We start from the raw sequence: 14,714 nt of genomic DNA on the forward strand, positions 1-14,714 counted from the left end.
GGCACACACAACGTGCCCACCCTACAATACTTATGATGCCGCCTGTTCTCTGAAACGACCGTAGGTCCAGTAGGCGGCACAGGCGCCCTCAGAACTCACCATGCAGGAGCCCATGGGGTTTTCCGGCGTACAGACCGTACCGAACAGTTTGCAATCGGTAGGGCGTTTTACCCCGCGTAGAATCGCTGGGCATTCACACCCTTTAATATCCGCAGCAGGTACCTCTTCAACCGGAAAGCGTAACTCGGCATCGTACTCAGCAAACGGCTTCTTGATACGCAGCGCGCTATAAGGCACTAATCCAAGGCCGCGCCATTCGAACGTACGACGCAATTCGAAGATCTCTGCCACCAGCTTTTTTGCTTTGACATTGCCTTCAGCTGAAACAACCCGGGTGTATTCGTTCTCTACGTCATGCCGTCCTTCATTGAGTTGTCGCACCAACATCAGGATCGACTGCATCACATCCAGCGGTTCAAAGCCGGCAATCACTACCGGACGCTGAAACTCTTCAGCAAAAAACTCGTAGGGCTGGCTGCCGATAATGGAGCTGACATGAGAAGGGCCAAGAAAACCATCCAGTGAGACAGTTCCAAGTTCACGCACTTCGGGTGACTCCAGAATATTTTGTATCGCCGCCGGTGTAAGTACATGGTTACAGAAGACAGAGAAATTCTTCAGCCCCATGGTTTGGGCCTGTTTTATGGCGACAGCAGTAGGTGGCGTGGTTGTTTCAAATCCTATGGCAAAAAACACCACCTGCTTCTCAGGCTCCGCCTGGGCGATGTTCAAGGCATCCTGAGTGGAGTAGACCATGCGGATATCGGCCCCTTCTGCCTTGGCCTTCAGCAGGCTTCTTCTTTTGGAGGCTGGGACACGCAGCATGTCACCATAGGAGCAAAGGGTCACACCGTGTTGCTCGGCCATATTGATCGCCATGTCGATACGGGATATCGGCAGAACACAGACCGGGCAACCGGGGCCATGCACCAGTTTTACATTGTCAGGTAACAGATCCTGCACACCATAACGAAAGATGGCGTGGGTATGACCGCCACAGAATTCCATTAGATGGTATTTACGATCAGGGTGGGCTTCTGCCGCGATAGCGCGTGAAAGTTTCTGCGCAGTGGCCTTGGCACGAAATTCATCGACATATTTCATACATCGGCCTCCGTCAGGCCCGCCTCTTCAAACATCTTCAGCGTATTGGCGGCCTCCTCTTCACTGATCTTGTTCAGGGCATAGCCGACATGAATCAGTAGGTAGTCACCCAGGTTCACATCCTCAACCAAGGCAATGGAGACATCCTTTTTCACATTACCCACAGAGACCGTAGCCATATCCGTCGCTTCATCGAGGGCGACTACTTTTCCAGGTATTGCAAGGCACATGCGTTTAGCAACTCCAGATTGGTTTTACAAAAAAATCAAGACTGACTCATACGAGACTTGATCCACTGATACCAGAGATCCATTCCCTCGCCACTCTTGGCCGAGAGTTGAATCACTTCAATATCAGGATTGACCCGACGCGCATACTCAATGCACTTATCCACATCAAAATCGAGATAAGGGAGCAGATCTGTTTTATTCAAGATCATCAGGTCGGCCGCATGGAACATATCGGGATACTTGATCGGTTTGTCTTCACCTTCAGTGACAGAGAGAATTGCCACCTTGTGCGCCTCGCCCAGATCAAAGGCCGCCGGGCAGACCAGATTCCCTACGTTTTCAATAAACAGCAGGCTGTTGTTTTCCGGACGCAGTGTCTCCATGGCATGGCCAATCATATGGGCATCCAGATGACACCCCTTACCGGTATTGATCTGTAACGCCGGCACTCCGGTTTCACGAATGCGATCCGCATCATTGGCGGTCTGCTGATCACCCTCAATCACTGCGATCGAGAGATCACTCTTTAGATCATTAATACTGGCCGTCAGTAACGTGGTCTTGCCGGATCCGGGGCTGGAGACCAGATTCAGTGCCAGTATGTTGAGGTATTTGAACAGTTGTCTGTTGGCCAGTGCATACTGATTATTCTTGCCCAGAATATCCTGCTCAATCTGTACCATGCGCGATTGACTCAGACCTGGCGCATGCGCGTGAGCAGGCCCTTTGCCATAGTCATGATTATGGCCATCGTGGTGATGGTGATGCGCTTCATCATCATGGGTATGATCGTGTGAATGTGTATGGCCAGCATGGTCGTGCGAATGGCTGTGCGCATGCGCGTGCCCATGATGCTCATGGGTGTGATCATGATGGTGGTCATGGTCATGATCGTGGTGATGATGCCCCTCTTCCTGACCTTCGATGCGAGTCTCGCCCTCGCCACAGCCACATACGGTACACATCAGTCCACCTCCAGTTCTTTAATACGCAGCTCATCGCCGCCGGTAATCTGTAATTGAAAACTTCCGCAATCAGGACAGGCATCAAAGCGCTGTTTGATCGGGACATTTTTGGAACACTCCAGACACCAGGCCACACCTGGCATCTCGATAATCTCTAGTTTGGCACCTTCTGCCAGACTGTTTCGGGTGACCACATCAAAGCCAAATCGCAACGCTTCAATCTCGACACCCGCCAGCGGGCCAATCTCCAGCCAAACGGATTTCACCCGTTTGAACTGCTGGCTGCTGGCCTGTTCTTCCATGACCGTTAATATTCCTTCGCATATCGACATTTCGTGCATTCATTAGACCTGTGCGCTAATACATCCCTGTAGCTTGGTTCCGGCCTGGCCCTCCATGGCCAGTCGTTCGATACATCTCTGTAGCGCGTAGGGTGGGCACGTTGTTTGTGCCCACGCGTTTGCGCCGAATCATAAAGCTGTGTGGGCACAGAATACGTGCCCACCCTACCGCGGCTCGATGTGCAACTCATAACCCACACAGGGGTCAATCGCATTAATCAAAAAGGCTGCCTGCTGTTTCAACTGATCAATTGAATCCGCATTCAATACCTTTAAACTTTCAACGACCACACCAGATGGATGGAAATTCCACTCTGTTGGAGCCAGGATCTGGTAGCGTGTTATTAACTCATTGTCCATTACGACACGATGAATAAGCCTACCTCGGGCCGCTTCTATCTGGGCAATGCCCACGCCTTCCGACAACTGCTTATTCGGATCATCCGTTTGAACCGGCTCTTCCGTGTTTCGTAGATAGCTTGGTATACCGGCCAACTCTACCAGCCTTGCAAGCTGCCGGGTAAAGAGCCCAGCCCCATCAATCGCGCATACCGCTGCAACCAGGGGATGATCCTGAACCCGAGTAAAGGGTGATGTCTCAAAACAACAACCGTCAATTTGTGGGGCAGCTATAAACTGATCAGCCTCCACATCATCCAACTGTTGGTCATAAAATCCGTGGGACTGGTTTGGTAATGATGCAATAGAGGCCGCGCCCAGTGAATTCCACTCTTTGGTCTGAACAAACTGCAGCATGGCAGCGGCCGGTGTATCCACCTGATCAGCCCATTGCAACAACGCATCATATGAACCAAGGGCCAGCCACTCTGCGGCTGGCATTCCAAAAAACCGCTGCTCCAACAAGGTTTCCAGTTCAACGATTAAACCTGCGGCTGATCCATCAAACCCGGCCGCTGGGTGAACACCCGGAAAAAAGGGTCGCTCATTCGGATAACAAGCGAGTCGATAGCGCTTTATAAGCTGCATGGTTTCGCCAACACCCGTTGCTTCCGGCGAGAGTCCAAGCAGATCAGGCCAATCCAGCAGTACGCGCCAGAGGTGCTCTTTCGCGGTCTCTAGAGAGACCAGATGGCTTCTGGCCTTTGTACAGATGGGCTCTTGAGCAATGCCCAACGCCTGCTCACAAGCTGTAACCGCAGCATTGGCCTGGGCTGTACCACAAATGCTGTACAACAGAGGCAAGGTGGTAAGCAAATGCTCCACAGACTTGCCAGTGAAAATTCGGGGCGTGAGCAGAGGACGGGAGGATTGGATAGCCACATCCGTAATAGCCCCATCAACCAACCGAATATGGATATCCAAACGCCCTTCTATATTGTCACTACCGTTACCCATGAGCCAACCTAGCCCTCCAGATTACAGATTGTTATACCCAAGCCCGGGTGATTGAAGTAGAGCAAAATACAGGCCAGCCATAACCATTCCACTCGACTAAAGCACCGAGGCCTGCTGCAAAGCGATTAACCAGCACCATATTCCTTTCATTAAAAACCGACTAAAAGATCCTGTAATAAAGATATATTCCCTTATATTCAGTTAGTTAAAGGGATACAAATGATCTCATCAATGATCAAAACCAACCGATATAAGACTCCATACGAATCCTTTATCTGGGAGTAATTAGTAGAATGAGCAGCATAATTAAAAAATATGAAAACCTACTAACCGGTAACTTGATAACCAGTTTAGCGCAATAAATGGATAGTTTACTTGCTCTAGGGCAATTTGAAGGGATTAGCGCTGCTGACTCACGAAAGGAGAATAACCAGAACGAGATGCCTTCTATATAGTAGCTATTCAGATAACGACTTATTTACCGGGTCAGAGTCAAGTCGCTCACTGCAGTCCAGCCAGTATTATGAAAACCTGGTTCGCCTTAACTCTGACCCTGCCCTTAGAGAGACGATGCGGCACGCGCTGCCTGATCATAAAGCCCTGAGAGTGAACGCAGCACCTTGGCCAACTCACCGATCTCCTGATTGCCCGCCCCCAGAATACCGAGTGAGTCAACAAGGCAATCCTCACGAATCTCTTTATAACGGAGACAAAGCGCCTCCCCTTTTACTGTCGTCGAGAAAAAGTTCTCCTTACCCTGGCGTTCGGTCTCCACCAATTCCAGTTTGCTGAGCTTACGCAGCGAGTAGGTGGCCGTGTGGGTGTCTTCAATATTGAGATTGAAACAGATATCCGCGACCTTTTTGGCCCGGCCACGATGATTAACATTGTGGAGTATCAGAATATCGGTTGGATTGAGATCCGGCATGCCACTAGCGGTCATGCAGCGTTCAATCCAGCGATTGAATGCATTACCGGCGATGATGAGGCCATACTCTAGCTCACTGAGTTCGGTACTCTTCTCAGAGACAAGATGTGAAGAGGATACAATCGGCTGTTTCTTTTTTTCTGACATCAGGCAATACCTACGGCGAAAATCTAATCCCAGACTAGCACGCTGATCAACGCTCTGTCGTCACCAACCCGGCACCAGACTCAATGAAAAGACTTCACGTTTATTGGTTAATAGATGCAGCCGTTCTACCGGGGGTCAGAGTCACGCCGCTCACTGCAGTCCAGCCAGTATTATAAAGTATGGATCGGCTTGACTCTGACCCCAGTCCTGCAGACCATCATCAGATCAACGCTCTGTCGTTATCAGCAAGGAACCAAGTCCCACAAACAGACCACCCGACACACGATTAAATCGCCGCATCAGGTGACTCTTCAAAAAACAACGGCTGGATCGACTGGCGAGCAACGCATAGCCGAGTAAAAATAGAAATGAGAGCAGGCCAAAGGTGCCGGCTAACAAGGCAAACTGCGGTGCCATCAAAGCCGTTGGTTCTATGAATTGGGGAAACAGAGCTGTTATAAACGCGATCGCCTTCGGGTTGGTGACCGCCACAATAAATGCCTGCCGGAATAGCTGTCTCGGAGTGGGTGATTTACGGGTTGCACCAGACTCTGGCACAGGCGTCACCTGCATCTTCCACAAGCGTACTCCAAGGTAAATCAGGTAGATCCCCCCGACCCATTTGACTAACTGAAACACTAATTCAGAGGTCTGCATCAAGGCGCCAAGACCGGCAGAGGTTACTGCCGCCAGGAGAATCACCCCTAACACATTACCCAGGATAGCAATGACGGTGGGTTTGATACCATGGGTGACGGCATTGGTCACGGCCAGTAACACCGCTGGTCCCGGTGATGCCGTAGCCACAATCGCAATCAACAGGAATGCCAGATACTCAGTCAGCCCCATAGCCCCCTCCTCCTGGGGTCTCAATAATAAACAGATCACCGGGTTTCATCTCAACCTGCCCCTGATGCGCCAATTCGGTGACCCGGCCATCGCGGTGCTCAACAGTGTTATGCCCCACCCGTCCCGAGCCACCACCGGCTAATCCGTAGGGGGCCACCGAACGATGACCCGCCAGGATATTGGCCGTCATGGCTTCAAGAAAGCGTACCTGACGAATCGTCCCATCACCACCCCGATGCTTCCCTTCGCCACCAGAGCCGTGACGAATAGAGAAGGACTCCAGCCGCACTGGGAAACGCCACTCCAGCACCTCCGGGTCGGTCAGCCGGGAGTTGGTCATATGGGTATGCACGGCCGAGGTGCCGGGCCGCTGACGGGTAGCGCCAGCCCCACCACAAATGGTCTCGTAATATTGATACTGAGCATTTCCCCAGGTGAAATTATTCATGGTCCCTTGAGACCCAGCCGCCACACCCAAGGCACCCAGCAAGGTATCCACAATCACCTGTGACGTCTCCACATTACCGGCCACTACCGCCGCCGGATAATCGGGATTAATCATGGAGTGCGCTGGGATAATCACCTCAAGTGGTTTCAGGCAGCCTTCATTAAGCGGAATCATGTCGCCCACCAGACAGCGGAATACATAGAGTACAGCCGCACGGCAGACCGCCGCAGGGGCATTGTAATTACCCGGATGCTGCCCACTGGTACCGCTGAAATCTATCGTTGCCCGGCGCGCCGGCTTATCCAAGGTAATCTTCACACAAACCTGGTGACCATCATCCATGGGATAGCAGAATTCGCCATCATTGAGCACATCGAGTACCCGTCGCACAGACTCCTCAGCGTTATCCTGTACATGCTCCATATAGGCATGCACCACCTCAAGGCCGAAGTGATCTACCATGCGCATCAACTCCTGCACACCCTTTTCGCAGGCCGCGAGCTGGGCCTGAAAATCGGCAATATTGGTGTCGATATTGCGTGCGGGCCAGGGACCACTGGCCAGCAGAGTACGTATCTCCTGCTCACAGAAGCGCCCCTGATCGACCAGCTTGACGTTGTTGATCAGGATCCCCTCTTGTTCAACCGAGGTTGAATCTGGCGGCATGGAACCGGGCGTCGTACCACCAATATCGGCATGGTGTCCACGGGATGCGACATAGAAAATCACTCGATCACCCGCCGGATTGAATACCGGCTTTATCAGGGTCACATCCGGCAGATGGGTGCCACCGTTATAGGGATCGTTCAACAGATAGGCATCACCCGGTTGCATCGTGCCGGTTCGCTCCCGGATAACGGTCTTGATACTCTCACTCATGGAACCCAGATGAACCGGCATATGGGGCGCATTGGCGATCAGATCACCCTGCAGATCAAACACCGCGCAGGAGAAGTCGAGCCGCTCCTTGATATTGACCGAGGCGGCCGTATTTTCCAGCACCATACCCATCTGCTCAGCAATGGACATAAACAGATTATTGAAGATCTCCAACATCACCGGGTCAACCTGGGTGCCGATAGCCACTCGTTCCGGCAGCGGCAGGTAGCGCTCCATCACAATGTTGTTATCCGGGGTCAGGGTCGCCTGCCAGCCCGGCTCGATAACGATCGTCCCGGTGCGCTCCACCAGCACCGCAGGCCCTGATACTGGCTCATCACAGGGGAGCTGGTCCCGGTCATAAAAAGCTGTATCACAAACATCACCTGCCATGCGGGTGGTATGCATGGCACCAATCTGCAGTTCCGTTTTATCACAGGCATTAACGCTGGACAGATCTGGCTGCTCACCGGCACCGATAATCTCTACCTGAATCGCTTCTACAACCAATGTTTTTTCAGGCGACGTAAATCCGAAACGTTGCTGATGGGCCTGCTCAAATTCCGCCTGAATCTTTTCCAGGTTTGCAAAATTCACCAGCAGCGCCGTGTCTGAACCCTGGTAACGCAGGTGCAGTTTTTGCTCACACCGGATAGCAGAATACGCAACGCCCTGGACCCGCATCTCTGCCACACCCTCTGCCTCTAACGCCTCAAGCCCCCGCTTTAGTTCAGCCATAAGATCTGGTTCAAGGGACGCTTCCACCGCCTGATCCCGCATCAACCGACGGTCGGCCAACCCCATACCAAACGCAGACAGTACCCCTGAGTAAGGGTGCAGGTAGATCCGTTTCATCCCCAGAGAATCCGCTACCAGACAGGCATGCTGTCCACCCGCCCCTCCGAAACAGCAGAGGGTATATTCAGAGACATCATAACCACGCTGCACCGAGATCCGCTTGATGGCATTAGCCATATTCTCAACGGCAATCGCCAGGAAACCTTCCGCGACCTGTTCAGGCGTGCGCTGGTCACCCGTCGCCTGGTTTATCTGTTCGGCCATCGCTGAAAACTTTTGTCGAACAATGTCCACATCCAGTGGCTGATCGGCCTCTGGACCAAACACCCTGGGGAAATGATCTGGCTGGAGTTTTCCAAGCATTACATTGCAGTCGGTCACTGTCAGTGGCCCACCATTGCGGTAACAGGCCGGGCCAGGATTGGCGCCGGCAGACTCCGGTCCAACCCGAAAACGTGATCCATCAAACTGCAGCATCGATCCACCACCCGCTGCGACGGTATGAATCAGCATCATGGGCGCCCGTAACCGGATACCCGCCACTTGGGTTTCGAAGGCTCTTTCATACTCACCGGCATAGTGACTGACATCGGTGGAAGTACCACCCATGTCGAATCCGATCAGCTTATCAAAACCGGCCGCCTCGGCGGTGCGCACCATGCCCACCACGCCACCGGCAGGGCCCGACAAAATGGCATCCTTTCCTTGAAAACGATAGGCATCGGTCAAACCGCCGTTTGACTGCATAAACAGCAGACGTCCCCCGGACTCCTGCATACCGCCCAATGCAGCAGCAACCTGCTCTACATAACGGCGCAGAATAGGTGAAAGGTAGGCATCTACCACCGTGGTATCACCCCGACTAACCAGCTTCATCAAAGGGCTCACTTCCGAGCTGACAGAGACCTGGCTAAACCCAATCTCTTTTGCAATTTGTGCCACCTGCAGTTCATGGGTGGGATAGCGATAGCTATGCATAAAGAGGATCGCCAGGGTTCGCACGCCCTGATCATAGGCCTGCTGCAATCCTATGCGCACTTCCGCTTCATCCACGCCCTTGATGAGTTCGCCCTGTGCATCCACACGCTCATCAACTTCAAGCACCTGGCTATAGAGCATCTCTGGCAGCTCTATATCCAGTGCAAATAGATCCGGTCGCGTCTGATAACCAATTCTCAGCGCGTCACGAAAGCCCTTGGTCACCACCAATAGCGTTGGCTCGCCTTGACGTTCCAACAGGGCATTGGTGGCTACCGTAGTGCCCATTTTGACTGCATCAATCGTCTCTGCCGGAAGAGGCTGATCCTTTGCCACACCCAACAGGTCACGTATACCCTGAATGGCTGCATCCCGATACTGTGCTGGATTCTCGGACAACAACTTGTGGGTCACCAACTCACCATCAGGCTTGCGCGCTACCACATCGGTAAAGGTGCCACCTCGATCAATCCAGAACTGCCATTTACTATCAGCACAGTGATTCACATTTTCTGAAACATCGCTCATAAATCATCATTCCTGAGACAGCGTATTAACCCCGGGTCATCAATGCAGGCAACCAGGTGGCAATCATTGGAAAGGCCGTAACCAGTACTACCGCGATCAGCAGCAATAGAAAAAACGGTAACGAATAACGGGCAATTAGCAGGATGTTTTTACCGGTTAATCCCTGCAACACAAACAGGTTGAAACCGACCGGCGGTGTGATCTGGGACATCTCCACCACCAGTACCAGATAGATGCCAAACCAGAGCAGATCAATACCAGCCTGCTCCACCATCGGCAACACCACCGAGGTGGTCAGCACCACCACTGAGATGCCATCCAGGAAACAGCCAAGCAAGACAAAAAACAGGGTCAGGACAACAATCAGACCCAAAGGTGAAAGGCCCAGCGTGGCGATATATTCAGCCAACGCCCGGGGAATTCCAGTAAATCCCATCGCAATGGTTAAAAACGCTGCACCCGCCAGAATGAACGCAATCATGCAACTGGTACGGGTCGCCCCCATGAGACTGGCCATGAAGGTCTTACGGGTCAGCGTTCCTGTTAACCAGGACAGGACCAGCGCGCCAAATACACCGAAGACAGCCGCTTCGGTCGCCGTGGCCAACCCACCATAGATTGATCCCAACACAAACAGGATCAAGCCAATCACCGGGAACAGACTCATTGAGGCCTTGAACTTCTGAACGAGCGGCATATCCGGTTCAGCGGGTGGCATCTTACTGTGGTTCAACAGCGCCCAGATCATGGTATAGCCCATGAACAACATAATCAGCATCAGCCCCGGTAATGCCCCCGCGACAAACAATCGGGCAATAGAGACTTCAGCAGAGACACCATAGACAATCAGGATAATAGAGGGTGGAATCAGCAGACCCAGCGTGCCCGACCCCGCCAGTGTGCCAAGCGACATCCGCTCATCATAGCCACGCCGCTCCAGTTCCGGTGCCGTCATACGACCGATCGTCGCGGCGGTCGCAGCGGATGAGCCAGAGACGGCTGCAAAGATGCCACAGCCTAAAATATTGACATGCAGCAGCCGGCCAGGCAGATGATTCAGCCAAGGCGCCAGACCACTGAACAGATCCTCGGACAGTCGGGTACGGAACAGAATCTCTCCCATCCAAATAAACAGAGGAAGGGCCGTTAATGTCCAACTGGACGAGGCACCCCAGGTTGTAGTCGCCATGATCAAGCCGATATTACCGGTCTCATTCAGCACCAGGCCAACGAAGGCTACCAGGAACAAGGTAATGGCAACCCAGAGTCCACTGGCCAACAGACCAAACAACAACAGCGTGAGAATCAGTGTAAGCAGCAGAGGATCCATCTCATTCACCCTCACTCTGTATCAGCGCATCATCATGCTGCATATACAGCGGTTTCCGACCACGCAGAAGCAGGATCAATTCATCCAACACGGCTATAGAGAGAATAATCAGACCCAAAGCCATCGGTACCTGGGGTATCCAGAGAGGCACTGGAATATAACCTTGGCTCAGTTCTTCAAACTGATAGGACTCAATAACAAGCCACAGGACAGACCAGGCCGCATAGCTAATCAGGGTCAGCGCCAGTAGCAAGACCATGCCCTCAATCATATATCGAACACGCCCCTGTAGATGCGTAATCACAAGGTTGACCCGGATGTGACCACCGCTACGCAGCGTATAGGCCAACGCCAGGAAGCTTGCGGCCGCCAGCAGAAAGCCTGAGAAATCTTCAGTGGATGGAATGACCACACCAAACCAGCGACCAACAATCTGCGCCAGAATAAGCATGGCCATGAACGCTAGGCAGATACCGGCAACGATGCCCGCCGTTAGATAGAGTCTGTCGAGTAATAGACGCATGGCTAGAGTGGCGAACAGGTAACCGGGTCACCCGTTCGCCTGTCCACTATTTCATCGCTTTGAGAATATCTGCTCCAGTCTCACCTGCCTCCTTGGCCCACTCATCCCCCATAATGCGACCGATCGCTTTCAATTCTGCCTTGAACTGATCTGCGGGAGAACTGACCTGCATCCCCTTCTCCTTCAGCGTGGCCGTCTTTTCAGCCGTTTCAGTGACAGCCATCTCCCAGCCTCGCGCCTCCGCCTTGGCAGCCGCATCCAATACAGCCTTCTGCATATCTGCGGATAGACGTTTGAACGCACGCACATTAACAATGACCATATTTTTCGGAATCCACGCCTGAGTATCGGTATAGTGACCAACAAAGTCCCATGCCTGACTGCTCACACCGGTGGAGGGTGAAGTGACCATGGCATCAATGATACCCGTACTAAAGGCTTGCGGAATCTCTGGCGTCTGGACCGTGGTGGGTGCGCCCTTTAGCAAAACCGCCAGACGTGACGTAGTCGGACTATAGGCACGCATCTTGACCCCTTCGAAATCTTTCACAGAAGAGACCGCTTTTTTGGTATAGAACCCTTGGGGTGGCCAAGGCACCGCATAGAGTAACTGCAAACCATCTTTGGCCAGACTCTTCTCAACATGGGGCCGGCTTGCCTTCCACAGCTGCTGAGTACTTTCAAAATCACTGGCCAGGAAAGGAATGTTATCGACCTTGAACACAGGATCCTGGTTACCCAATAAGCCCATAAACATCTCACCAATGCTGACCTGACCGCTCCTGATCGCCCGATGAATCTCCGGGTGCTTGAACAGTGAGGCACCCGAGTGAACGGTGATATCCAGCTCCCCATTGGTCGCACTTTTCACATCCGCAGCAAACTGCCGCACATTCTTGGTGTGGTGTACCCCATCGCCATAGGGGGTTGGCATATCCCATTGCGTAGCGGCGATGGCCAAACCACTGAAAAGCACACTGCAGAGAACGGGAACCAGTATTCGATCTAACAGGATCTTCTTCACGGGCAACTCCTCCTATCCGGGTATTATAATTTCGTTTTATATGCGATTTATAGATAAATCGTATGCATAAACATAGTAGAGACCACCACCCCTGTCAAGAAAGTGCCTCATTAAGTGCTTTTAAAACAACTAGTTGGATATATTCTAATAAAGAAGATGGCAGAGACAAGCAATCACCGACACCCTCAACAGATATGTATTAACGCTCAGATAACAACAGCTTAACTGCCAGCCCGGCAAACACAAAACCACTGAGGCGATTGAGAATCAAGGCACCTTTACCTTTGCGAAGAAAGCGGCCAATTCGACCTGCGGCGAGACTGATCAGGCCAAATACCGCAAAGGCGCTGCCCATAAACATCAAACCCAGCAGTGCAATCTGCAAGGTCACACTACCCAATTGGGGATTGACGAATTGAGGCAAAAAGGCGAGAAAGAAGAGTGATACTTTTGGGTTCATGATGTTCATCAACACCCCGCGAAAGTAAAGCCGCTTATAGCTCTCGCTACTGGTCGATGACACCAGCTCCTCAGCCGGCGCCCTGAAAATCTTCCACGCCAACCACGCCAGATAGAGCGCGCCGGCCAACTTGAGCAGAGAAAACGCCAGAGCTGACTCCTGAATAAACACCGCCACACCGAGGACTACCGCAAGCGTATGGACTACCAGCCCACTACAAAGACCCAGAGTCGTTGTGATACCCGCCAGCGGCCCCCTAGAGATCGAGATGGTCAAGACAAAGATGTTATCTGGCCCTGGCGACAAGGCCAACAGGATTGCTGATGAAACAAACAACAAAATCGTAGCGACTTCAAACATCACATATCCTCATAAGATGGCGACGACCTTGCGCTGAGCAGTGTTCAAAGTTTGATTCCGAGCATCAAATCCATCACATTGGTTCCGGTTGGGCCGGTATTGATCAGGTCGCCACTGGCTTCAAGAAAGGTACCACTATCCGCCTTCAGCAAACACACCTCATAATCCAAACCGGACGCTCGACTGCCTCGGCTGATCGTTGCACCATCCACCACGGCACCGGCATCCTCACCAGGACCATCCCCACCATCCGTTCCCGCAGAAAGAAAGCAGACATGTCGATTGCCGGCAATCTGCCCTGCCACAGAGAGGGCCAGGTGCTGGTTTCGCCCCCCTCTCCCTGGCTGTTCTGGAAGCTTGATCGTCGGCTCACCACCCCAGATATATAATCCAGGCCAGGCATCGCGTAACTCATAGGCTAATCGTCGTCCAACAACCTCTACATCGCCGCCGATATGGGCATGGTATACCGAAACCACGTAGCCCAGCTCACGCGCCTTTTCTGCCGCCGCTTCACGGGCCATTCGCAGTGAAGCGACAATATCCACCTGGATATGCGTTAGCCCCTCCACGGCAGGGTCAGTCGGTTCGGGTAGACATTCTAGCAGCCAATCTGGCAACTGGAGATCCTGCAGATCATCAGCCGCTGCCTGCTGTGGAACAAGCAAGCCCGACCCGATCACAGCAGGATCATCACCCGGCACATCAGAGATCAACAACACACGTGCAGGACGCCCCCCAAGAGTATTAATCAACCCACCTCCCTTGATGCATGAGATTGATTTACGCACCCGGTTCATTGCATCGATGGGCAGACCACTTCCGAGCAACCAGCTATTGATTCGTTGTAAATGGGCCAGGTCAACACACTCCCGTAAGCGCTCGACCAGACTGGAAGCCCCACCTGAAATCAAAAACACCATTTGGCGATCTTGCGGTAACGCCTCTATATAGCGAACCAATTCTTCGCCCGCCACCAGACTAGACGCATTAGGTACCGGATGACCACCCTGCAACCCTTTCAGCCCCTTTGACGCTAACCAATCAAGGTCCAGATGCCCTGGCTTGGAGATCACCAGCCCATCCACTACCCGGTGACCCAACACATCAACGGCCCCTTGGGTCATTGCCTGAGCGGCCTTTCCAATCGCCACCAGTGAAATGTTTCCTTGTAAGGTTTTGAGTGTCTCCTTGACGCATTCCCGGCCATCAACACGCGCCAGGCCCGCTTGAAAGACAGTCAGCAGATCGATTCGGGCACGTGCGATATCGAGCATGGAGCAACTCCTGTTTTGAACGAGCTATGAACTGACTCTATGCCAGCATAAAAAAAGGTCCATTCTATCCCCCAGACCCAGATATGATAAGCTGAAGCTCACGCCGGCTTGGGAACCGCATGGGGAATA

13 protein-coding genes are annotated in these 14,714 nt (G+C 52.6%); all 13 read right to left on the reverse strand.

Annotated elements, in window-relative coordinates; genetic code table 11:
* Positions 1-30 precede the first annotated feature (30 nt).
* Entirely contained in the window at positions 31-1,164 is a 1,134-nt protein-coding gene (gene hypD / locus FHP88_RS10655) for a hydrogenase formation protein HypD (protein ID WP_144359045.1), read from the reverse strand.
* Positions 1,161-1,394 carry a HypC/HybG/HupF family hydrogenase formation chaperone gene (locus tag FHP88_RS10660; protein WP_144359047.1) on the reverse strand — a complete coding sequence of 78 codons (234 nt, stop codon included), beginning with the start codon at positions 1,392-1,394 and terminating at the stop codon, positions 1,161-1,163. The genes hypD and FHP88_RS10660 overlap by 4 nt, the downstream gene beginning before the upstream one ends.
* Positions 1,395-1,429: 35 nt before the next feature.
* Positions 1,430-2,359 carry a hydrogenase nickel incorporation protein HypB gene (gene hypB / locus FHP88_RS10665; protein WP_144359048.1) on the reverse strand — a complete coding sequence of 310 codons (930 nt, stop codon included), beginning with the start codon at positions 2,357-2,359 and terminating at the stop codon, positions 1,430-1,432.
* Positions 2,359-2,691, reverse strand: coding sequence for a hydrogenase maturation nickel metallochaperone HypA (gene hypA / locus FHP88_RS10670; protein WP_335341578.1), 333 nt, complete (start codon positions 2,689-2,691; stop codon positions 2,359-2,361). The genes hypB and hypA overlap by 1 nt, the downstream gene beginning before the upstream one ends.
* 174 nt (positions 2,692-2,865) lie before the next feature.
* Entirely contained in the window at positions 2,866-4,056 is a 1,191-nt protein-coding gene (locus tag FHP88_RS10675; protein ID WP_144359051.1) for a nickel-dependent hydrogenase large subunit, read from the reverse strand.
* Positions 4,057-4,615: 559 nt separating this feature from the next.
* On the reverse strand, positions 4,616-5,131 hold the full coding sequence (locus tag FHP88_RS10680; RefSeq protein ID WP_144359052.1) for a winged helix DNA-binding protein: 516 nt from the start codon (positions 5,129-5,131) through the stop codon (positions 4,616-4,618).
* A gap of 225 nt (positions 5,132-5,356) precedes the next feature.
* Positions 5,357-5,980 carry a LysE family translocator gene (locus FHP88_RS10685; protein WP_144359054.1) on the reverse strand — a complete coding sequence of 208 codons (624 nt, stop codon included), beginning with the start codon at positions 5,978-5,980 and terminating at the stop codon, positions 5,357-5,359.
* Positions 5,967-9,611 carry a hydantoinase B/oxoprolinase family protein gene (locus tag FHP88_RS10690; RefSeq protein ID WP_144359056.1) on the reverse strand — a complete coding sequence of 1,215 codons (3,645 nt, stop codon included), beginning with the start codon at positions 9,609-9,611 and terminating at the stop codon, positions 5,967-5,969. The genes FHP88_RS10685 and FHP88_RS10690 overlap by 14 nt, the downstream gene beginning before the upstream one ends.
* Before the next feature lie 25 nt (positions 9,612-9,636).
* The gene (locus FHP88_RS10695) at positions 9,637-10,941 is read right to left on the reverse strand and encodes a TRAP transporter large permease (protein ID WP_144359058.1); all 1,305 of its coding nucleotides are present in this window, start codon (positions 10,939-10,941) and stop codon (positions 9,637-9,639) included.
* A 1-nt stretch (position 10,942) separates the two neighbouring features.
* A complete protein-coding gene (locus FHP88_RS10700) occupies positions 10,943-11,464 on the reverse strand; it encodes a TRAP transporter small permease (RefSeq protein ID WP_144359059.1) in 522 nt (173 codons plus the stop codon).
* Positions 11,465-11,510: 46 nt separating this feature from the next.
* Complete coding sequence (locus FHP88_RS10705; protein WP_335341579.1) at positions 11,511-12,488, reverse strand: TRAP transporter substrate-binding protein; 978 nt, start codon at positions 12,486-12,488, stop codon at positions 11,511-11,513.
* A gap of 199 nt (positions 12,489-12,687) precedes the next feature.
* Positions 12,688-13,308, reverse strand: coding sequence for a LysE family translocator (locus tag FHP88_RS10710; protein WP_144359061.1), 621 nt, complete (start codon positions 13,306-13,308; stop codon positions 12,688-12,690).
* Between the two features lie 44 nt (positions 13,309-13,352).
* Positions 13,353-14,585 carry a glycerate kinase type-2 family protein gene (locus tag FHP88_RS10715; RefSeq protein WP_144359063.1) on the reverse strand — a complete coding sequence of 411 codons (1,233 nt, stop codon included), beginning with the start codon at positions 14,583-14,585 and terminating at the stop codon, positions 13,353-13,355.
* Between the last annotated feature and the right edge of the window lie 129 nt (positions 14,586-14,714).

The sequence above is a fragment of the Sedimenticola selenatireducens genome (genome assembly GCF_007625115.1).
In the GTDB taxonomy this organism is placed as follows: Bacteria; Pseudomonadota; Gammaproteobacteria; order Chromatiales; family Chromatiaceae; genus Sedimenticola; species Sedimenticola selenatireducens_A.